Below are 21,060 nucleotides of genomic sequence, written 5' to 3'. Positions count from 1 at the left end.
CTTTCCCATTCTTTCTATCTAGTGGTACTGATTAGTTTTGACGGAAGTATTCGTTTAAACGATCGACTACTTCTTCTTTTGCCCACTCTGCTGATTCGCCAGTCGCGCGGAATTTCACTTCTACTAAACCTTCAGAAGCTTTTTTACCTACTGTAATACGCACTGGTAGACCAATAAGGTCTGCATCTGCGAATTTAACGCCTGCGCGCTCCGCACGGTCATCAAATAGGACATCGTAGCGGTACGATTTTAAGACACCGTATAATTCTTCGGCTAATTGCACTTGTGCTTCGTCTTTTGTATTCACTGGTACTAAGTGTAAATCATATGGCGCTAATTGAGCTGGCCATACGAAACCATTGTCATCTTGGAAGTTCTCAGCAACTGCTGCAAGAATTCGAGAAACCCCGATACCGTAGCAACCCATGATGAATGGTTGTGCTTTGCCTTGCTCGTCTAGGAATGTTGCGTTCATTTTCGCTGAATACGTTGTACCTAATTTGAAGATGTGACCAACCTCGATACCTTCAGCAAATTTGATAACACCTTGTCCGTCTGGAGATGGGTCACCCACTTGGATGAAGCGGATATCTTCATAAGAACCAATCGCGAAGTCGCGCTCTGGATTGACATTTAATAAGTGGAAACCATCTTCGTTGGCTCCAGCTACACCGTTACGTACTGATTTAATTGCGTTATCGGCAATTACTTTTACGCTTACAGGTAATTTTACTGGACCAATTGAACCTGGTGCACAGCCTAGTAACTCTTTAATTGCTGCATCGTCTGCTAATTCAACTGAATTGGCACCTAATGCATTTTTTAATTTAATATCGTTAATTTCGTGATCGCCGCGCGCTAATACAACCACTAGCTCGTCATCGATATTGAATACTAATGTTTTAATAACATTTGAAGGTTCCACATTTAAGAACGCTGAAACTTCTTCGATTGTTTTTTGGTCTGGTGTAGACACTTTTTCAATTTCTTTCATTGGTGCATCTGGTGCAGAATATTCTACAACTACTTCTGCCATTTCGATGTTTGCTGCGTAATCTGACGTATCAGAGTAAGCAATTGTATCTTCACCGATTTCAGAAAGAACCATGAATTCATGTGTCCCTTTACCACCGATTGAACCTGCATCCGCAATTACCGCACGGAAGTTTAAGCCAAGACGTGTGAAGATGTTCGAGTATGCACGGTACATATCGTCATACGTTGCATCTAAAGATTCACGCGTTGCATGGAATGAGTAGGCATCTTTCATGATGAATTCGCGGCCACGTAATAAGCCAAAGCGTGGGCGTTTTTCATCACGGAATTTGTTTTGGATTTGGTAAAGTGTGATCGGTAACTTTTTGTATGATTTAATTTCATCACGCACTAATGTTGTAATCACTTCTTCATGTGTTGCACCTAAAGCGAAATCACGGTCATGACGGTCTTTTAAACGCATTAATTCTGGACCATAAGCTTCCCAACGACCTGATTCTTGCCATAGTTCAGCAGCTTGTAATGCTGGCATTAATAATTCTACTGAATCGATTGCATCCATTTCTTCACGAACAATTTGCTCGATTTTAGATAAAACTTTTTTTGCTAATGGTAAATATGAGTATACCCCTGCTGCATTTTGACGAATAAAACCAGCACGTAATAATGTGCGGTGTGATTTTACATCTGCATCAGATGGATTTTCCCTTAAAGTAGGAATAAACGCTTTACTTTGTTTCATAAATAGTGCCACCTTTTTTAGTTTTCACTTCATCATTATAAGACAATTTTTGTCCTCAATACATTAATTCGATTGGATAATCGAAAAATTCTACTGTTTCTATACTAAACAAATTTAGCTTTGAACGCTAGTATTATTCATACAAAACGCTCAAAGCCGTCATTTTAAGATCTTATTTGATTAGAAGAAGAAGCGCTGGATATCATTCCAGGTCACAACAACCATTAAGATCATCAACAGTACGATTCCTACAAAATGAACCATACCTTCTTTTTGACTATCTAATGGCTTCCCTCGCACTGCTTCAAATGCGAAGAATAGTAAACGTCCACCATCAAGCGCTGGTAGTGGGAGTAAGTTCATAATCCCTAAGTTGACACTTAACATCGCTGCCCAGTACAACACATTATAAAGACCGAATGTTACAACCGTTTCTGTTGCTTTGTAAATCCCTACAGGACCTGATAAGTCATCGATTGAGAATTGACCGGTTACAAGTTTCCCAACCATTTTCAGAATCAATACCGTCATGTTATACGTTTCCTCAGCGCCGTAGACAACGGCCTTTAACGGATTCGTATCCATCGAACGCATGACACCGATTTGACCAAATTCTTCTCCATTTTGCTCAACCGCTTTTGGTGTTACTTCAAGTGTTGCCGTCGAACCATCCGCACGTTCAACATCGAATGTAATCGCAGTTGCTGGATTCGTTTGAATTTGCTCTGATAGCTCATCCCACGAAGTAATCGTCTCGCCGTCCACTTTTACAACTTTATCGCCGTCTTGAAGACCTGCCACACTAGCAGGTGAATCCTCATTGACCGTCGCAATTATTGGGTCATCTACAGGAATTCCTTGAATTAACCCAATCACCATAAAGATGAAAAACGCTAAAATGAAGTTAAATAATGGCCCTGCAAAAATTGCCATTGCGCGTGCGCCAACCGATTTTGAGTTAAACTGACGATCATACGGTGCAATAATTTGCTCCGTGCCATTTTCAACAACCGTTGCCGTACGAGCGACTTGATAACGAACAAGCTTTTCTTCCTCGTCATAGCCTTCAATCCATAGTTCACGCTCTAAATCCGCGCGCTCTACTTCTAAAAACACAACATTTTGATACTGTGTTTTTTGATTTAGTACAATTTTTTCAACAATATTATCTTCGTTTGTTACTAAAGCCACGCGGTAGCCTGGTTGCAGTTCAACCGTATCGGTTTCTTCCCCGGCCATGCGCACGTAACCACCGATTGGTAAAAGACGTAGCGTGTAAATTGTTTCGCCTTTCGTCATACCAAAAATTTTCGGTCCCATTCCGATTGCAAATTCGCGTACCATGATCCCTGCGCGTTTTGCAAAAATAAAGTGACCTAGCTCATGGAAAAATACAAGTGAGCCAAAGATTAAAATAAAGGCAATAACTGTCTCCATAATTTCCCACCTTCAAATAGCGCTATGCCTCAAAACATAGCTTACTTTCATCGTTCCCTATTTTACCATGCTTGCAACAGTTTTTCTTGTTTCGCCATCTACATGTAAAATCGTTTCTAAATCTGGCATGATGATATTGTTATGACTATTCATCACACGCTCAATACATTCTTCAATTTGCAAAAATGTAATCTTTTCTTGTAAAAATAGTGCAACCGCTGCTTCATTCGCTGCATTCATTGCCGTTAAAATCGTACCGCCCATACGTCCTGCATCATATGCAAGCTTTAAAGCACGGAAACGATCAAAGTCTACTTCCTTAAAATGAAGCTGGCCAATTTGTGCTAGGTTTAAACGTTGCCCATTTTTAAGCGGCAGACGATCCGGGTAGCTCAGTGCATACTGAATCGGTACACGCATATCTGGTGTGCCCAGCTGTGCAATGACACTTGTATCTTCATATTCCACCATTGAGTGAATAATACTCTCACGATGTAATAATACATCAATATTATCGTATGCCATATCAAATAATACATGCGCTTCGATTACTTCAAGACCTTTATTCATCATCGTCGCTGAATCAATCGTGATTTTTGCTCCCATTGACCAGTTCGGGTGATTCAGCGCATCCTTTACCGTTACCCCTTCAAGCTCTTTACGTGTTTTATCACGGAATGAGCCCCCTGAAGCTGTTAAAATTATGCGCTCAATCCGTTTTTTATTTTCCCCGTTCATTGATTGGAAAATTGCTGAATGCTCACTATCAACCGGTAAAATCGGTGCATTGTATTTTTTCGCTTCTGCCATGACTAAGTGACCCGCCGTGACAAGCGTCTCTTTATTGGCAATTGCAATCGTTTTGCCCATACGAATCGCCGCAAGTGTCGATTCTAAACCCACACTGCCTAGTACCGCATTTACAAGCACCGTAGAGTCTGGATGTGTTGCCACCTCTACTAACCCTTTAGCACCATATGTAAAGGAAATATGCGGATAGTCTTTTTGCAAGACACGCGCTGCTTCCTCTGTTTGCATCGAAACAAGTTCTGGTTGTAATTTTTCAATAATTTCACGAGACTTTTCTACATTTTGTCCTGCAGAAAAGGCAACAAGCTTAAATTCCTCTGGCTGTACTAATAAAATATCAAACGTTTGCCAACCAATTGAACCTGTCGCACCTAATAAACTAATTTTTTTCACAACAAATACTTCCCCTCTTTGAGCTACATGAGCAGGCCAAAACACTTTTTTTACATCAAAGTCTGCTTAAAAGAAATGAACAAAATGTAATAATGGTACCGCAAATAATAAACTATCAAAGCGGTCTAAAATCCCACCATGTCCAGGTAAAATCGTTCCCGAATCCTTGACGCCATAATGACGCTTAATAGCAGATTCGACTAAATCACCCATTTGACCAATAATCGACGCAATAATCGTGACAACAATTAATAGTGTCCAACTTGATGCAAATGGATAAATCAGCTGCATCAAGACCGCGAAAATCACCGCAATGACAACCCCGCCAATAGAACCTTCAATCGTTTTTTTCGGTGAAATTTCTGGCCATAATTTATGTTTCCCAAGCTTACGCCCGACAAAATATGCCCCTGAATCAGTCGTCCATACCACTAATAGAATAAAGATGACAAATTCTAAACCAACAAAACGTGTTTCAATAAAGTAGTGGAAACCAAGTCCCACATAAAAAGCGCCTAAAAGAATAAAACCGACTTCATCAAAGGTCATTTTATTTTTCACTAACACGATATAAATTAATAATAAGATTACGACGCCATAAATAATCATTAAGTTCGATTCGTAATTTACGAATTGAATGATTTCCTTTGACCATTCATTTGGTACAACTAGCATTAATAAGCCGAGTAATCCAATTATTCCTGGAACAGAAAAAATCGAAATTCCTCGCATTTTTAATAATTCATAAAATCCAATAACCGCTAAAAGGCTAACCATTATAGCAAACGGCACGCCGCCATAGATGACGAACGGAATAAATAATGCTGCTGCTACGACGCCCGTTATAATGCGCTGTTTCAATTCAATTATTCTCCTTTCAGTCCGCCATAACGGCGGTTACGGTTTTGATACACAGCAATCGCCTCATTTAAACATGCTTCGTCAAAATCAGGCCAATGGACATCTGTAAAACAAAATTCCGTATAAGCTAGCTGCCATAACATAAAATTGCTGATGCGGATTTCTCCACTTGTGCGAATCAATAAATCTGGCTCAGGTAAATGCGCGGTCATCATGTGCTGTGTAATATGTTGTTCATTCACATCTTCAATTGCCAATTTTCCGGCTTCAACATCTGTCATTAGTTGTTGCATCGCCATCACAATCTCTGCACGCCCACCATAGTTCATTGCAAAATTTAAGATAAGGCCTGTATTATTTTTCGTTGCTTCCATCGCATTCTTTAGAGCGCGCTGCGTATAATCTGGCAATGACTCCATGACACCGATCATTTCGACACGAATGTTACGCTCCATCAGCTCTGGTAAAAACGATTTTAAAAATTGCTCTGGTAAACGCATTAAAAATTCTACCTCTGATTTAGGTCGCTTCCAATTTTCTGTCGAAAATGCATAGAGCGTAAGTACTTTTACCCCTAAATCACAAGCACAACGGGTAATTTTTCGTACAGTTTGCATGCCTTCATGATGCCCTGCTACTCGAGGAAGTGCACGTTTTTTTGCCCAACGACCATTTCCATCCATGATAATTGCAATATGGGTAGGGATTTCATCCTCCTTAACTAAGTCCACACGACCATCATTAATTGGCTGCTCTGTATTTGATTTTTTTCTAAAAAGTTGTTTAAACATAGTTAATTCCCCCAACTGCACAAATCGGACTAGTCTATACTTTCATCATATCAAAAAAGCAAAAGCCTGTCCTTCACAGATTCATGAATTTATTGATTTCTCTTTATGTCTTAATTATTCTTATATGTAAATTCTCTATATTTCATTAGGAATGCTTAGTAAAAAAACGTCCTCACTAGTAGGACGCTTTCAATCCATTTAAAGTTCATGTTCTTAGAAAAAGATTTCGCGCTACTTTTCAATAGCGCGAATCAACCTATTAAAAATTAAACTGTTAAGATTTCTTTTTCTTTTTCTTTCACTAACTCATCGATTTTTACGATTGAGCTATCTGTTAACTTTTGAATGTCTTCACCAAAGCCGCGTAATTCGTCTTCTGTGATTTCACCATTTTTCTCTGACTTTTTCAGGTCATCATTCGCATCACGACGCACGTTACGTACTGCAACTTTTGCTTCTTCTGCTTCTTTTTTCACGCGTTTCACAAGATCTTTACGACGCTCTTCTGTTAACGCTGGGATTGCTAAACGGATGATATTTCCATCATTTGTTGGTGTAATCCCGATATCAGAACGCATAATTGCTTTCTCGATTTCACCTAAAATTGATTTATCGTATGGTTGGATTACTAATAGACGTGCTTCTGGTACAGAAATACCCGCCATTTGGTTGATTGGTGTAGGTGAACCGTAGTAATCTACATTAATACGGTCTAATAATGAAGCGTTTGCTACGCCCGCACGAATTGACGCTAACTCACGTGAGAAAGCAGCAATCGATTTTGTCATTTTGTCTTGTGCTTGATCTAATACTTGCTTAGTCATTATGCATCTCTCCTAACTACTGTTCCAATTTTTTCGCCCATTACGGCACGTTTAATATTACCTGACTCTGATAAGTTGAACACAACAAGCTTAATGTCATTATCCATACATAATGTAGAAGCTGTTGAATCCATTACTTGTAAGCCTTGTTGAATAACGTCTAAATACGTAAGTGTGTCATACTTAACTGCTGTCGGATCTAATTTTGGATCGGCAGAATAAACACCATCCACGTTGTTTTTCGCCATTAAAATTGCATCTGCATTAATTTCTGCTGCACGTAAAGCCGCTGTTGTATCTGTTGAGAAGTACGGGTTACCTGTTCCTGCTGCGAAAATCACAACGCGTGCTTTTTCTAAATGACGTACTGCTTTACGACGAATATAAGGCTCTGCTACTTGTGTCATCACAATTGATGATTGAACGCGTGTTGGAACACCAAGGTTTTCTAAAGAATCTTGTAACGCTAATGCATTCATTACCGTCCCTAACATTCCCATATAGTCTGCATTTGCGCGCTCCATACCCATTTCGGCACCAATTTTCCCGCGCCAAATGTTACCACCACCAACAACTAGTGCTACTTCCACACCTAAATCAATGACATCTTTAATTTCTCCAGCGATTGATTTAATCACTTCTGGTGAAAAACCAAAGCCTAATTCTCCAGCTAATGCTTCTCCGCTAAGTTTAATGATTACTCGCTTGTATTGTGACACACTCATAGTAAACCTCCGTTACTCATTTATTTAAAAGGAAACACTAAACAATCGTCTTTCGTATGTATAGTATTTCACTAATTATGATCAAATTAACTATAGCCAATAACAGCTTTCTTTAAAAATAGGGAACACGCAAATGGTGCTCCCTACTCTTTGCTTAAATCATAAGTAATTTAAGTTGTATTAAAATTAGTTGTTGCCTTTAACTTGGCTCATTACTTCTTCAGCGAAGTTATCTTCTTTTTTCTCGATACCTTCACCAACAGCATAACGAGCAAAACCAGTTACTGTACCGCCAGTAGACTCTACGAAAGTACGTACTTTTTGGTCAGAGTTTTTAACGAAAGTTTGGTCAAGTAAGCAAACGTCTTCGAAGTATTTACCAAGACGACCTTCAACCATTTTCGCTACGATGTTTTCTGGCTTGCCTTCATTTAAAGCTTGCTCAGTTAATACTTTGCGCTCGCGCTCTACTTCTTCAGCAGAAACTTCGTCACGAGAAACGTAAGTTGGGTTGATTGCAGCGATGTGCATTGCGATATCTTTTGCAGCAGCAGCGTCAGTAGAACCTTCAAGAACTACTAATACACCAATACGGCCACCCATGTGTAGGTAAGAACCGAAAGCGTCTGCATCTGTTTTTGTTTTGATTTCGAAACGACGTAGAGAGATTTTTTCTCCGATTGTTGCGATTGCAGTTGAGATGTAGTCAGAAACTTTAGCACCGTTAATTTCAGTTTCTAAAGCAGCGTCAACGTCAGCTGGTTTAGTAGCTAAAAGGTGAGCAGATAATTCTTCTACTAAAGCTACGAATTTGTCGTTTTTAGATACGAAGTCAGTTTCAGCGTTGATTTCAACTAAGATTGCTTCATTACCTTGTTCTAAAATGTAAGTTGTACCTTCAGCAGCGATACGGTCAGCTTTTTTGCCTGCAGCAGCTAATCCTTTTTCGCGTAAGAAGTCAACTGCAGCTTCGAAGTCACCTTCAGTTTGTACTAATGCTTTTTTACAGTCCATCATACCTGCGCCTGTTTTTTCGCGTAATTCTTTTACCATTTGTGCAGTAATGTTTGCCATGTTGAGTTTCCTCCTAAGGTCTATTAAAAAATTTTTTAATTAACTAATCATACTTTAAGCGATACGCCATGAATTTTCAACGATTCATGCATATTCACGAAAGTTTTCTCAAAAAAAGGTGATAAGGGTTTGATCCACTTATCACCTTTTCTAACAGTGAATTACTCAGCTGTAGTAGCTTCTACTGCTGGAGCTTCTTCTTCACCTTGTTTAGCTTCTAATAAAGCGTCAGCCATTTTCGCAGTTAATAATTTAACAGCGCGGATAGCATCGTCGTTTGCAGGGATTACGTAATCAATTTCATCTGGATCACAGTTAGTGTCTACGATACCAACTAGAGGGATGTTTAATTTGATTGCTTCTGCAACTGCGATACGCTCTTTACGAGGGTCTACTACGAACATAACGTCCGGAACAGCTTTCATATCACGGATACCGCCTAAGAATTTAACTAAGCGTTCGTGTTCTTTTTTAAGTTGGATTACTTCTTTTTTAGGAAGTACAGCAAAAGTGCCATCTTCTTCCATTTTTTCGATATCTTTCATACGTTTAACACGTTTTTGAATAGTACCGAAGTTAGTTAAAGTACCACCTAACCAACGTTGGTTGATGTAGTAGTTACCTGAACGCTCTGCTTCTTCTTTGATCGCTTCTTGTGCTTGTTTTTTCGTACCAACGAATAAAACTTTACCACCGTCTTGACCAACTTGACGCATGAAGTCATAAGCTTCCTCTAATTTTTTAACCGTTTTTTGTAAATCGATAATATAGATACCGTTACGCTCAACGAAGATATATTTCTTCATTTTTGGGTTCCAACGGCGAGTTTGGTGACCGAAATGTACACCAGCTTCTAGTAATTGTTTCATTGAAATTACTGACATGTGTGTTTCCTCCTAAATGTTTGGTTTTTTTCCTCCGTATTCTTCATCTGCAACAAGCTACCCGTGTGTCACGAGCACCACTTACTACATCAAAATACGTGTGAATTGGTTTAACACCGCTTGTAAATATATCATACACCGCTTTCAAGTGCAACTACTTTACGCGTGAAACTTTACTAACAACTCAATTTCAGTTTTCCCGCGCTGCATCATCCGCGCAATTTCCTCGATTGATTTGCCTGCTCGGTAATGTGCTACGACTTGTTGTTCAACTGTTTGCTGTTGTTTTACAGGTTCTTTTGCAAACAGTTCGTCCTCTACTTGTTCAAGTTCCGATTGTTTATCGGTTTGCACTTTTTGTTTACTGTAGGCATTTGCTGCTTGTTGAACCGGAACAAATTTGCGTTTTTCAAATTCTGGCACTTCCGTTTGAGGCGGTGTCTTTTCTTTTTTTACTTCATTTTCAGCAATTTCATCAAATATTTTTTTAGCGTTCACTGTCGCAATTGGTGCAACTTCTACTTGAGGCTGAGTCTGAGTGAATGGTTGTACTGCTGGCTTTGCTGGAATCGATACAGTTGCCTCTTTCAACTCTTCAATCAGACGATTATTTTCCTCTTTCATTTCTATTAAATAGACACTAATGGCATTGTCCATTTCCTCAACAAGTTGGTTTTGACGAATTTCTAATTCTTTAAATTTCGCTAACTTGCCAGATAGCAATATAATAATGAAAATTGTAATTAACTGAATGATAAATAACGTTATGATTAGTGCTGTTACCATATGATCTCCTAGCCGCTAAAATCAAAAAAGTTTCCTTTAAATGGGTGCTGGGCTTTTTTTTCTAGCTGTTGCTTATTTTTCTTTTGTTGCTGATCTGACGATTGATCGTTTTGATCATCCCGTTCTTCTTCACCATCAACAACATCCATTTTATCCATTTCATTAACTAAAAATTGCTTGCGTTCAATTTCCCTTTTTAGTGCCTCGTTCGCATGCATTTGTTGTTGAATATTATTTTGATGATGTTGGTCTGCCATTTTCCCAGCGTCAAATGTTTTTGGAATGGCAATTTGTAATTCTACGCCCTTTAAGCTCATCGTAAATCCCTCCTACGTATTAATCATTTCCGAAGATAATAATTTACGTAACTTAAATAATGCTTTCGAATGGATTTGAGAAATTCGTGACGTCGATAATTCTAACATTTCGCCAATTTCGGTTAACGTCATTTCTTCTGTATAAAATAAACTAATAACCAGCTGCTCTTTTTCATTTAGTTTTTGGATTTTATCCGCTAAATCCCCTAACAACTCACTATGTACCATTTGCTGCTCCGGTGTTCTTGTATGATCATCACGAATGACGAATGTTTTCCCTTCGCCTTCGTCTTGATCTAACTGCTCATTAATCGACAACACATTTGAGAAAAAATGCTCGTGAACGGTTTGGTAAATGTCCTCTACCGGTAACTCCATATGCGCTGCAAGTTCCTCTGGTGTCGCATGGCGCATGAGCTTTTGTTCGAGCTTTTCAATTTGTGCATCTAGTTTTTTTGCCTTTTCACGGGCAGAGCGAGGTAACCAGTCTTCTTTCCGCAATCCGTCAATAATTGCACCACGTACACGAAATGATGCATACGTATCAAATTTTAAATCTCGATTTATATCAAATTTATTTAATGCATCGAATAGTCCCATCATGCCAAGACTTGTTAAGTCGTCCCGTGAAACGTTTTTCGGTAACCCTACAGCAATACGTTGTACATGATATGAAACGAGCGGCTTATACTTCTTAATGAGTAAGTCGCCTGCTTCTGGATCTTTATCTTTTGTCCAGCGAATCCATAGTGATTGCTCTTCTGCGCGTCCTTGTTCAGTCACTCGTATCCACCTCTCTTCTGAAATGTAAGCATAGTTATTACTCATTATACCAAAAAGCCTATAAATAAACATGTGACGGAAGAATGATACATAATATTTTCATAAGTTAGAAAAGCGCTAAAGCGCCCTTTAAGTCCCGAGGGGCTGGTACTTTAACCTAGACACTGCTATAACATGAGAACTTTATAATTTCCACCTAAAAAAGGAGACTGTTAAAAGTAAAAATACTTTTAACAGTCTCTTTCTTATAGCAATTTCGACTCATTTAAAAATCAACGTGAAAACGAAGCTTCTTCGCCATGCAACATCGTCCGCACAGCTTGAGCCATTTCTTCTGTGTTAGCCTCTTCAAACTCTGCTGTTGTACGAGTACTTTGTGGAACAAATTGCTGATTGCCATCTTCTTCAATCATTGTGGCTTCCGTTGTATTTTCCACTTCCGTATGTATAACTTCTTCTGGTGTATAAAATACATAGCCAATAAAAAGTCGAATCGCATACATGACAACAAATCCAATAATCGCTGCAATTACCGCTGTCCCAATGGTTGGCAGAGGCATGGCAAAAGGATTTCGAATTGCCCAAATAAAAGATGCAGCGAATGAAAATAAAGCTGCCCAAAAATTATAAAAAATCGAACCAAACATCAAATTTCACTCACTCCTTGGTTAACTGTTCGTACATTCAATTTAGCTGTATTTGGATTAAACTCAATTGTACGTCCACTATTACCACCTGTATCCTCTGCAACAATCGGTATATTTAGCTTTTTCAACTGTGCCTTTACCGCCTCTACATTGCGAGGCCCAATACGCATAGAATCTTTATCCGAAGTAAATTGAAACATTTGTGCACCACCAGCAATTTTAGCTTTCAATTTGAACGAATGTGCGCCTTCTCGTTTCAAGATATCCACTAAAGCCGCTATACCGGTGTCTGCAAACTTTGCTACGTTAATTGTTTCGGTACGACCTAAACTTGAGTCTGGTAACATGACATGCACCATTCCCGCAACCTTTGTTGATTCATCATAAATAACGACACCAACACATGACCCTAAACCCGACGTACGAATTGTTTTAGGGACTTTTACTACATCCATTTGTGCAATACCCACTTTTACTACTTCGTTCGAGCTGGATAAAATCATGTCGTCGGCACCCCTAAAGCTTTAAAAATAGCTTCAAAGGAATCTGGATCCGGTAATAGGAAGAAATGTCCTTTTACAGCCTCATCATCTGAAATAAATTCTTCATAAATGGATGTGTTAATTACGATTACGGTATCACTTACTTGTGATAATTCGATTAGCCCAATACTAATAATGGCCCCGAACATATCGATACTTAACCCAGGTACGGTTGGATAAATTTTTAGTCCTGTAAAATCAGATAGTGCTGATAAATAAGAACCCGATAAAATATTACCCATTTCTTGCATCGCGGATAAACCTAATTCTGAATGTGGTGGTTTGTTAAAGTCGAACGATTCATCGCGAATTAATCGACGAATAAAACGATTCGCTTGCTCCACTGGTAATATGAAAAACATACTTCCCTCTGCATCGCCTTCAATTCGAAGGAAAATGCCAACCACTACATTTTCAGAACCGCCCGCTAACTCCATCATTTCATTAAAAGAAGCCGTTTTAACGTTTGGAACACGCATATCGATTTTTTTTTGGAGCAAATCCGATAGCGCTGTTGCTGCATGGGCCGCACCGATATTACCAATCTCTTTTAATACATCTAAATGAAGCGAACTGATCTTTTCATTAAAGTCCATTTTAATCCCTACTTTAATAGATTCAAGGTAAGCATATGCTTACCTTGAAAATTAATCGTTAATCTAATGGGTTTAACACTTTATCTAAGTGAAGTAAAATTAATAAACGATTATCTAATTTCGCTACACCTGCAATAAATTCTTCTTCGAAAGAACCTACTACTTCCGGTTGTTGCTCAATTGAAGATGCATCGATATCTAGCACATCGTTTGCTGAATCTACAACAAAGCCTACTTCCATCGTTTCAAGCGTAATAATAATGATACGTGTTGTTTCTTCGTTACCTGAAATCGGTAAATCAAAGCGTTCACGTAAATCGATTACGGGCGTTACAACACCGCGTAAATTAATCACACCTTTTACGTAACGTGCTGTTTTTGGTACGCGCGTAATGTGCATTAATTTTTCAATTCCCTTTACGTGAGAAACAGGAATTGCATATTCTTTATCCGCTAATTGAAATACAATGACTTTTAAATTTTTTTGCTCGATTGCATTTGTCATCATTCACACCTCTTATCCTTTTTACTTCATAAGTGCGTTACAGTCTACGATTAACGCTACTTTACCGTTACCTAAAATTGTTGCACCTGAAATCGCAAAAATATTTGTTAAGTAGTTACCTAATGATTTTAATACAATTTCTTGCTGACCGATGAATGAATCTACTACTAACCCAGCTAGTTTATCGCCTTTACGAACGATGACTACTGAATGGAATCCATCATCTTTTGGTTCTTGACGTGGTACTTCAAAGATTTCTTCAAGGAATACTAGCGGTACGACTTTGCCACGGAAATCAATTACTTTTTGATTGTGGGCATTTAATATATCAGAATTACGGATAATTGATGTTTCGATAATCGATGATAAAGGAATTGCATAAATTTCGCTTTCAATTTCAACTAACATTACTGAAATAATCGATAATGTTAATGGCAATTGAATCGAGAATACAGATCCTACATCTTGTGTCGATTCAATCGAGATGTTACCACCTAACGATTCAATCGTCGTTTTAACAACGTCTAAGCCTACGCCACGGCCTGATACGTCTGAAATCACTTCTGCTGTTGAGAAGCCTGACGCTAAAATCAGTTCGTTAATTTGCTTATCTGACATTGATAATGACTGTTCATGCGTCACAACGCCTTTTGAAATGGCTTTTGCCAATACGCGGTCACGGTTAATCCCTGCACCATCATCTTCAATTTCGATGAAGACATAGTTACCACTATGGTATGCACGAAGCTCGACAGTACCTTCTGCTGGCTTACCTTTTGCACGACGAACCTCTGGTGATTCAATTCCGTGATCAACCGAGTTACGAATTAAGTGAACTAATGGATCACCAATCTCATCGATTACTGTACGGTCAAGCTCTGTTTCAGCACCGATAACATTAAGCTCAATTTTTTTGTTTAAATCGCGTGATAATTGACGCACCATTTTTGGGAAACGGTTAAATACCGTTTCAACTGGTACCATGCGCATTGTTAAGACGATATTTTGTAAATCGCCCATTGTACGGCTCATACGCTCAACCGTTTCATTTAACTCACCGTGATTTACATCTGCAGCGATTGATAATAATCGGCCACGGTCAATCGCAAGCTCTTCGAATAAGTTCATTAAAATATCTAAACGCTCGATATTTACACGAATCGTTTTACTTGTTGCATGACCACCAGATGCTTTATTGCTGTTTGCTTTTTGTTCAACTGGCGCTTGCACAACTTCTGTCGTTGCAGCTATTTCTGCTTCTGTAATTTCTTCTGATTGAGCTGCTGAAGAAACCGTCACTTGCGTAAATACGTCTTGACCAATTTCCTTTACATCTACAAGGTCTACCTCAGAAACTTTCATCAGCATTTTTTGTAAGTCTTCTGCTGATTCTTTTGAAATGTAAGCGACATGGAACTCATTATCAAATTGTTCTTCTTCTAACTTATCCACTGTAGGTGATGACTTAATCACATCGCCATTCTTCTCTAAAATTTCAAATACCATGAATACACGTGCCGCTTTTAATAAGCAGTCTTCGCGTAGGGCAATTGAAATTTCGTATGCATTAAATTCTTGCTCTGAAGATTGTAAAATAACCGTTTTTTCAAAGTCATCATACGTTAATTTAAAATCGACTTCTTCTACTGGCACTGGTGCTTCAACTGTTTGCTTCGTTAGGACTTTTGCAGCTACTACTGGCTCGCCTAATTCAATGTTTTTTAACTTCGCTACTGTTTCTTGCACGTTACGTTTACCATCGCCACCATCAGCAATATCGTAAACCATTTCTTCTAAGTGATCGACCGATTCGAAAACAACGTCAAAAATTTCTGGTGTTACTTTAATTTTTTCGTTACGAATCGCATCTAACACATTTTCCATTTTATGTGTTAGGTCTGCTAAATCCTCAAAGCCCATTGTAGCTGACATACCTTTTAAAGTATGAGCCGAACGAAAGATTTCACCGACAATTGCTAAGTCTTCTGGATTTTTTTCTAATTCTAATAAATGTTCGCTACATGCTTGTAAATGCTCTTTACTTTCTTCAATGAACATTTCTAAATATTGATTTACTTCCATTTAAAAGGCACCCCTTTTTAAGGCATATATTTCATAATTGTTTGTGCAATAACGTCAACATCTACCACTTCATCAACGAGCTGCGTTTCCACGGCAGCTTTGGGCATTCCGTATACTATACACGTTTCTGCTGACTCTGCAATTGCAATTACATTTCCTGTTTTCTTTAAAGCTTTCAGACCTTTTGAACCATCATACCCCATACCTGTCATAATTACAGCTATTTTATCAAAATCTGGGTATTGACTAACATCTTCAAACATAACGTCCACTGAAGGTCGATGCCCAGAACGAGGTGGCTCATTTTGGTCGAGCGCAATCGCAAAAGTTGAACCGACTTTACGCAATTTCAAGTGAAAACCACCTGGTGCAATGTAAGCTGTTCCCTTTTGTAATATATCGCCTTGTTCGGCTTCTTTTACATGTATTTGACTTAACTGATCTAAACGAGTTGCAAGAGATTTTGTAAATCCTGCTGGCATATGCTGCACAATTACTATTGGTGCATCCACATTTCCTGGGATTTTCGTAATCACTTCTTGCAAAGCTCGCGGTCCACCTGTCGATGTGCCAATTAAAATAATTTTTTTGGAATGCTTGTTCCAATCTACTTTTTTCATTGGCTTATCAAATACTGGTGTAACTTTTAACGGCGTCGAAGTAAGTTTAGCAACCTCTATTCTTGGTGCTGTTTCTATTTTTTTATTTGCGAAAGTAGAAACTGAAGAGATTGGCTTTTTTAACTTAGCAATTGGTACTCTTGAAGCTTCAACAACTTTATGTACTAACTCATCTTGGATTTTATGTAAATCCAATGAAATTGTGCCACTCGGTTTCGCTACAAAATCAACAGCTCCGTATTCCATTGCTGTTAATGTGTTTTCTGTACCACGTTGTGTTGTACTCGATAACATAACGACCGGTACTGGACACTGAATCATAATTTCCTTTAATGCATCCAAACCATTCATTTCTGGCATTTCAACATCTAGTGTTACAACATCTGGTTTCAACTGTTGAATTTTTTTAATCGCGTCTTTGCCATTGCGCGCAGACCCCACAACTTCAATTTGTAAATGGTCAGTAAAAAAATCACTAATTAATTTCCGCATAAATGCCGAATCATCAACTACTAATAGCTTGCTTTTCTTTAGATTGTCCATTTACTCACGACCTTTCGAAAAGATACTTTTTAATTTGGATAAGAACTTGTTCGATTTTTCAGCAGCATGCACTTCTTCTATTTCCACCTGATGATTTAAAAATTGCTTCACAATCTTATGCATCGTTTGCGTAATAGGTGCATCTGGATAAAGTGTTGTAAACAATGATTGTTGACGTACAGCTTGTCGAACGACAGGGTCTTCTGGCAACGAGCCAAGTACAACAACCTCTTTTTCTAAAAAGCGCTCCATAACGGTTTTTAGACGTTTTGTCGTATCTTGGCCTTCCTCCGTATTAAATGCTCGATTACACAAAATATAAAACGTTTTCGAATCATCTTTTAAATGAATAAATTTCATCATGGAATAAGCATCCATAATCGATGTAGGCTCTGCTGTTGAAATAACAATCAATTCATCGAGTGACGTTAATAAGTCAAGCGACCATTCGACAATACCTGCACCCATATCAAATAATACAAAGTCATATTCCTTTTGAAGTGTTTCTAGTCCCGTAATCAATCGACTAAACACAACCGGAGACCAATCCATAAGTGACGACATGCCTGAGCCACCTGAAATGTAGTTCACACCATCCGAAGTCGAAAACATGACATCTTCTAAGGCTAAATTACCATCTAAGTAATCCTTTAAACTATATTTAGCAGATTTACCAACCAAAATATGTACATTTCCCATACCAATATCCATATCTAATATTACTACTCTTTTACCTGATTTAGCCAACAATGTAGCAAAATTAGTCGTGAAGTTACTTTTACCAACTCCACCTTTGCCACTAATGACCGCAATTGATCGACCTATATTGGCATCATTTTCAAGCATTGACTGACGAAGTTTTTCAGCTTGATCTTTCATCTAAATTCTCCTTGAAAAAAAGCTCTAGTAGACTATCACTATTTGGTTGTTCAATATCTTCTGGTACTTCTTGACCATCCGTATAGTAAGCTAGTCCTTTATTATATTTAATCATTAAATTAAACATAGTGCCAATAGAATTTGTTTCGTCCAGCTTCGTAAAGATGAATTTCTCGATTGTTAAGTCCTTAAATTGTTCAATTATTGATTCTAAGTCTTTTTGCTTAGCTGTCAAAGCTAACACTAAATAAGATTCTGCCTGTTCACTGAAATTTATGAGTGTTTTTAAATCGTTCACATATTTTGCTTCGCGGTAGTTACGTCCTGCTGTATCAATGAAAATCAAATCCAAATGTGCAAGCTTGTTAATTGCTGTTGCATAATCCTCAGCATTATAGACAACTTCAACTGGCGCCTGTAATAATGCTGCGTACGTTTTTAATTGCTCAATCGCCGCAATTCGATACGTATCTGTTGTAATAAAGCCAACTTTCTTTTTCTTTTCCAAAACCGAACGAGCAGCCATTTTTGCGATTGTAGTTGTTTTTCCTACACCTGTTGGGCCTAACACATTAATGTACTTCTTTTCATATGACAGACCACTAATTGGTAAGGCATACAGCTCTTTGCGTAAAAAATCCTTTGCAATGTTCTGCATGTTTTCCCAGGAAATTTCGTGATTTTTATGATAATGCATAAAAAGCTCATCACTAATTGCTGTGATAAGCTCCTCGCCAAGTTCTTGCTGTTTTAAAAAATCGACAAATGGTAAGAGTTCATCTGGATATTGAGATTGTGTCGACATACGTTGCATCGATTGCATGATGGACTTTAAATCAGCAATTTCTTTCACCAAATTACTTGGTAATGATGAATCGGCCTGAGGAGCCTGCGCGAATGCGGGCTCCTCAGATTGCTTCATCGGTTGACTTGGTATATGTTGTTGTTCATTATTCAAAGACGTATAGGCTGGAATGTCTGGTAAATTTGAGATTGTCGGTTTTTTTTCAATGCGATCATAACCTGCTACAACCTCGTAGCTTTTATTTTTCACTAAACCAAAAAACTTTTTCTTTACAACGACTTTTGAATTTAAAATAATCGCATCTTCACCTAAATCAGCACGAATTTGCTTCATTGCCTCTGCAATTGAAGTAGCATTATATTTTTTCATTTTCATTCGACATTCACCACCCCTACACTTTGAATTTCTACAGCCGCATCAAGCTCGTTATACGAAAGAATCGGAACTTGTGGGAAGTAACGTTCAGTTAATTGTCTTAAATACATACGAACACCTGGCGAGCAAAGAATAATTGGCGATTGTTCCATATAGGAAACGCGCTCCACTTCTTTGGCAATCGCTTCAAGAATAAACTGTGATTCTTGAGGGTCCATCGCTAAATAATTGCCATGATCAGTTTGCTGAATACTATCAGTAATTAGTTTTTCAACCTGACCAGAAACAGTAATGACTTTTAATGCTGGTTGACCAGCCACAAATTGTGCTGTGATTTGACGAGCCAATGCTTGACGAACATACTCAGTTAAAATATCAGTATCACTTGTTAATTTTGCATAATCCGCAAGCGTTTCGAAAATAATTGGTAAGTTACGTACCGATACATTTTCACGCAGTAATTTAGCTAATACTTTTTGCACTTCACCAATTGAAAGTGGTGCTGGGATTAACTCGTCCACTAAAATCGCATGTGTTTCGCGTAAGTGGTCGATTAATTGCTTCGTTTCTTGACGACCAAGTAAGTCGTGTGCATTTGCACGGATAATTTCGGTTAAGTGTGTTGAAACAACACTTGGTGGATCAACAACCGTGTAGCCATACATTTCGGCATCTTCTTTGACCTCTTCTGTAATCCATTTAGCCGGAAGACCAAACGAAGGCTCGATTGTATCAATACCATCAATCGAATCATCATCACCAGGACTCATTGCTAGGTAATGGTCTAATAATAATTCGCCTCGTGCCATTTCATTCCCTTTAATCTTTATGCGATATTCGTTCGGCTGTAGCTGAATATTATCGCGTATTCGAACGATTGGAATAACAATCCCTAGTTCAAGTGCTAATTGACGACGAATCATAACAACGCGGTCAAGTAAATCTCCGCCTTGTGCAGCATCTACTAATGGAATCAGGCCGTAACCAAACTCAAATTCGATTGGGTCCACATTTAGTAAATTAATAACATTCTCTGGACTTTTCATCGTATCGGTTGCCACTTCTTCCTCGATTTCCAACATTTCTTCTGGCGTCTCTTCTTTTTTGTTGTCCATTAAGTACGCACTAATTGCTAAAACCGCTGCAATTGGTATCGTAATCCAATCTGGAATTGGTGTAAATAAACCTAATAAGAAGACCGTAGCCGCTGCCACATACAGTAACTTAGATTGCGCAAAAAGCTGACCCGTAATATCTGAGCCCAGATTTCCCTTTGATGCAGCACGTGTTACAACGATACCTGTCGCAGTTGAAATAAGTAGCGCTGGAATTTGTGATACAAGACCATCACCGACTGTTAACATTGAATACTTTGTAGCTGCTTCGCCAAAGCTTAATTCCATTTGCATCATCCCGATAATCATACCGAAGAGCAAGTTGATCCCTACCATGATAATCGATGCAATGGCATCCCCTTTAACGAATTTTGTTGCCCCGTCCATCGCTCCGTAGAAGTCTGCTTCGCCTGAAACTTTTTCACGGCGTTCACGTGCTTCTTGCTCAGAAATAACACCGGCATTTAAATCCGCATCAATACTCATTTGTTTACCCGGCATCGCATCTAATGTGAAACGTGCAGCTACTTCAGCAACACGCTCCGAACCTTTAGTAATAACGATGAACTGAATAATTACAAGTAATAAGAAGATTACTAACCCGACTAAAATATTACCCCCTGTTACGAAATTACCGAACGTTTCAACAACCTGACCTGCATCACCTTCTGCTAAGATGGCACGTGTCGTTGATACCGATAACGATAAACGAAACAGCGTTAATAATAAGATAATCGTTGGGAAAATGGAGAAATCTAATGCTTCTTTCATATTCATTGCTGTTAATAATACAAGTAAGGCAAGCGTAATATTAACAATAATTAAAAAGCTTAATAACCAAGGTGGAAGAGGGATGATGAGCATGGCTACAACCATAATAACTGCAGCTAAAACCCCTATGTCGCGTATTTGCATTGTTGCCCCTCCT

The 21,060-nt window shown here is 38.5% G+C and carries 21 protein-coding genes; all 21 read right to left on the bottom strand.

What is annotated here, in order from left to right; genetic code table 11:
• Positions 1 to 31: 31 nt before the first annotated feature.
• The 21 genes from NSQ62_RS04435 to flhA all read right to left on the bottom strand — a co-directional run bounded on the left by NSQ62_RS04435 (position 32) and on the right by flhA (position 21,047).
• Positions 32 to 1,738, bottom strand: a complete 1,707-nt coding sequence (locus NSQ62_RS04435; RefSeq protein ID WP_341322719.1) for a proline--tRNA ligase — start codon at positions 1,736 to 1,738, stop codon at positions 32 to 34.
• 180 nt (positions 1,739 to 1,918) lie between these two features.
• A complete protein-coding gene (gene rseP / locus NSQ62_RS04430) occupies positions 1,919 to 3,175 on the bottom strand; it encodes an RIP metalloprotease RseP (protein WP_341322718.1) in 1,257 nt (418 codons plus the stop codon).
• A 57-nt stretch (positions 3,176 to 3,232) separates the two neighbouring features.
• Entirely contained in the window at positions 3,233 to 4,378 is a 1,146-nt protein-coding gene (gene dxr, locus NSQ62_RS04425) for a 1-deoxy-D-xylulose-5-phosphate reductoisomerase (RefSeq protein ID WP_341322717.1), read from the bottom strand.
• Positions 4,379 to 4,444: 66 nt separating this feature from the next.
• Positions 4,445 to 5,239: a phosphatidate cytidylyltransferase gene (locus tag NSQ62_RS04420; protein WP_341322716.1), complete on the bottom strand. Its 795-nt coding sequence runs from the start codon at positions 5,237 to 5,239 to the stop codon at positions 4,445 to 4,447.
• A 5-nt stretch (positions 5,240 to 5,244) separates the two neighbouring features.
• Entirely contained in the window at positions 5,245 to 6,030 is a 786-nt protein-coding gene (locus NSQ62_RS04415; protein ID WP_341322715.1) for an isoprenyl transferase, read from the bottom strand.
• 266 nt (positions 6,031 to 6,296) lie between these two features.
• Positions 6,297 to 6,854, bottom strand: a complete 558-nt coding sequence (frr, locus tag NSQ62_RS04410) for a ribosome recycling factor (RefSeq protein ID WP_341322714.1) — start codon at positions 6,852 to 6,854, stop codon at positions 6,297 to 6,299.
• Positions 6,854 to 7,579 (bottom strand): UMP kinase, encoded by a 726-nt coding sequence (gene pyrH, locus NSQ62_RS04405; protein WP_341322713.1) that lies wholly within the window; start codon positions 7,577 to 7,579, stop codon positions 6,854 to 6,856. Before pyrH ends, frr begins: the two co-directional genes overlap by 1 nt.
• 186 nt (positions 7,580 to 7,765) lie before the next feature.
• A complete protein-coding gene (gene tsf, locus NSQ62_RS04400) occupies positions 7,766 to 8,653 on the bottom strand; it encodes a translation elongation factor Ts (protein ID WP_341322712.1) in 888 nt (295 codons plus the stop codon).
• Between the two features lie 161 nt (positions 8,654 to 8,814).
• Positions 8,815 to 9,537, bottom strand: a complete 723-nt coding sequence (rpsB, locus tag NSQ62_RS04395) for a 30S ribosomal protein S2 (protein ID WP_341322711.1) — start codon at positions 9,535 to 9,537, stop codon at positions 8,815 to 8,817.
• Between the two features lie 159 nt (positions 9,538 to 9,696).
• Positions 9,697 to 10,323: a hypothetical protein gene (locus tag NSQ62_RS04390; RefSeq protein WP_341322710.1), complete on the bottom strand. Its 627-nt coding sequence runs from the start codon at positions 10,321 to 10,323 to the stop codon at positions 9,697 to 9,699.
• Between the two features lie 8 nt (positions 10,324 to 10,331).
• Positions 10,332 to 10,640, bottom strand: a complete 309-nt coding sequence (locus NSQ62_RS04385; RefSeq protein WP_341322709.1) for an RNA polymerase subunit sigma — start codon at positions 10,638 to 10,640, stop codon at positions 10,332 to 10,334.
• 12 nt (positions 10,641 to 10,652) lie between these two features.
• Positions 10,653 to 11,423 (bottom strand): FliA/WhiG family RNA polymerase sigma factor, encoded by a 771-nt coding sequence (locus NSQ62_RS04380; protein ID WP_341322708.1) that lies wholly within the window; start codon positions 11,421 to 11,423, stop codon positions 10,653 to 10,655.
• A gap of 272 nt (positions 11,424 to 11,695) precedes the next feature.
• On the bottom strand, positions 11,696 to 12,070 hold the full coding sequence (locus NSQ62_RS04375) for a multidrug transporter (protein WP_341322707.1): 375 nt from the start codon (positions 12,068 to 12,070) through the stop codon (positions 11,696 to 11,698).
• Positions 12,070 to 12,573 carry a chemotaxis protein CheD gene (locus NSQ62_RS04370; RefSeq protein WP_341322706.1) on the bottom strand — a complete coding sequence of 168 codons (504 nt, stop codon included), beginning with the start codon at positions 12,571 to 12,573 and terminating at the stop codon, positions 12,070 to 12,072. The genes NSQ62_RS04375 and NSQ62_RS04370 overlap by 1 nt, the downstream gene beginning before the upstream one ends.
• Positions 12,570 to 13,208, bottom strand: a complete 639-nt coding sequence (locus NSQ62_RS04365) for a chemotaxis protein CheC (protein WP_341322705.1) — start codon at positions 13,206 to 13,208, stop codon at positions 12,570 to 12,572. Before NSQ62_RS04365 ends, NSQ62_RS04370 begins: the two co-directional genes overlap by 4 nt.
• A 58-nt stretch (positions 13,209 to 13,266) precedes the next feature.
• The gene (locus tag NSQ62_RS04360; RefSeq protein WP_341323885.1) at positions 13,267 to 13,713 is read right to left on the bottom strand and encodes a chemotaxis protein CheW; all 447 of its coding nucleotides are present in this window, start codon (positions 13,711 to 13,713) and stop codon (positions 13,267 to 13,269) included.
• Between the two features lie 21 nt (positions 13,714 to 13,734).
• Complete coding sequence (locus NSQ62_RS04355; RefSeq protein WP_341322704.1) at positions 13,735 to 15,795, bottom strand: chemotaxis protein CheA; 2,061 nt, start codon at positions 15,793 to 15,795, stop codon at positions 13,735 to 13,737.
• 17 nt (positions 15,796 to 15,812) lie between these two features.
• Positions 15,813 to 16,958, bottom strand: coding sequence for a chemotaxis response regulator protein-glutamate methylesterase (locus NSQ62_RS04350; RefSeq protein WP_341322703.1), 1,146 nt, complete (start codon positions 16,956 to 16,958; stop codon positions 15,813 to 15,815).
• On the bottom strand, positions 16,959 to 17,837 hold the full coding sequence (locus NSQ62_RS04345; protein WP_341322702.1) for a MinD/ParA family protein: 879 nt from the start codon (positions 17,835 to 17,837) through the stop codon (positions 16,959 to 16,961).
• On the bottom strand, positions 17,821 to 19,017 hold the full coding sequence (flhF, locus tag NSQ62_RS04340) for a flagellar biosynthesis protein FlhF (RefSeq protein WP_341322701.1): 1,197 nt from the start codon (positions 19,015 to 19,017) through the stop codon (positions 17,821 to 17,823). Before flhF ends, NSQ62_RS04345 begins: the two co-directional genes overlap by 17 nt.
• Positions 19,014 to 21,047 carry a flagellar biosynthesis protein FlhA gene (flhA, locus tag NSQ62_RS04335; RefSeq protein ID WP_341322700.1) on the bottom strand — a complete coding sequence of 678 codons (2,034 nt, stop codon included), beginning with the start codon at positions 21,045 to 21,047 and terminating at the stop codon, positions 19,014 to 19,016. Before flhA ends, flhF begins: the two co-directional genes overlap by 4 nt.
• Positions 21,048 to 21,060 lie beyond the last annotated feature (13 nt).

This window comes from Solibacillus sp. FSL H8-0523 (assembly GCF_038051985.1).
In the GTDB taxonomy this organism is placed as follows: Bacteria; Bacillota; Bacilli; order Bacillales_A; family Planococcaceae; genus Solibacillus.
Note: the sequence above shows the minus strand (reverse complement) of the source record. Positions and strands in the feature narration are given on the sequence as shown.

Coding starts and splice junctions, on each gene's coding strand:
- frr (WP_341322714.1), bottom strand. CDS start 6,854: ATGACTAAGCAAGTATTAGATCAAGCACAAGACAAAATGACAAAATCG.
- NSQ62_RS04365 (WP_341322705.1), bottom strand. CDS start 13,208: ATGGACTTTAATGAAAAGATCAGTTCGCTTCATTTAGATGTATTAAAA.
- NSQ62_RS04355 (WP_341322704.1), bottom strand. CDS start 15,795: ATGGAAGTAAATCAATATTTAGAAATGTTCATTGAAGAAAGTAAAGAG.
- NSQ62_RS04350 (WP_341322703.1), bottom strand. CDS start 16,958: ATGGACAATCTAAAGAAAAGCAAGCTATTAGTAGTTGATGATTCGGCA.
- NSQ62_RS04435 (WP_341322719.1), bottom strand. CDS start 1,738: ATGAAACAAAGTAAAGCGTTTATTCCTACTTTAAGGGAAAATCCATCT.
- NSQ62_RS04345 (WP_341322702.1), bottom strand. CDS start 17,837: ATGAAAGATCAAGCTGAAAAACTTCGTCAGTCAATGCTTGAAAATGAT.
- NSQ62_RS04385 (WP_341322709.1), bottom strand. CDS start 10,640: ATGAGCTTAAAGGGCGTAGAATTACAAATTGCCATTCCAAAAACATTT.
- NSQ62_RS04375 (WP_341322707.1), bottom strand. CDS start 12,070: ATGTTTGGTTCGATTTTTTATAATTTTTGGGCAGCTTTATTTTCATTC.
- NSQ62_RS04390 (WP_341322710.1), bottom strand. CDS start 10,323: ATGGTAACAGCACTAATCATAACGTTATTTATCATTCAGTTAATTACA.
- pyrH (WP_341322713.1), bottom strand. CDS start 7,579: ATGAGTGTGTCACAATACAAGCGAGTAATCATTAAACTTAGCGGAGAA.
- NSQ62_RS04415 (WP_341322715.1), bottom strand. CDS start 6,030: ATGTTTAAACAACTTTTTAGAAAAAAATCAAATACAGAGCAGCCAATT.
- flhF (WP_341322701.1), bottom strand. CDS start 19,017: ATGAAAATGAAAAAATATAATGCTACTTCAATTGCAGAGGCAATGAAG.
- tsf (WP_341322712.1), bottom strand. CDS start 8,653: ATGGCAAACATTACTGCACAAATGGTAAAAGAATTACGCGAAAAAACA.
- flhA (WP_341322700.1), bottom strand. CDS start 21,047: ATGCAAATACGCGACATAGGGGTTTTAGCTGCAGTTATTATGGTTGTA.
- rpsB (WP_341322711.1), bottom strand. CDS start 9,537: ATGTCAGTAATTTCAATGAAACAATTACTAGAAGCTGGTGTACATTTC.
- NSQ62_RS04360 (WP_341323885.1), bottom strand. CDS start 13,713: ATGACAAATGCAATCGAGCAAAAAAATTTAAAAGTCATTGTATTTCAA.
- NSQ62_RS04370 (WP_341322706.1), bottom strand. CDS start 12,573: ATGATTTTATCCAGCTCGAACGAAGTAGTAAAAGTGGGTATTGCACAA.
- rseP (WP_341322718.1), bottom strand. CDS start 3,175: ATGGAGACAGTTATTGCCTTTATTTTAATCTTTGGCTCACTTGTATTT.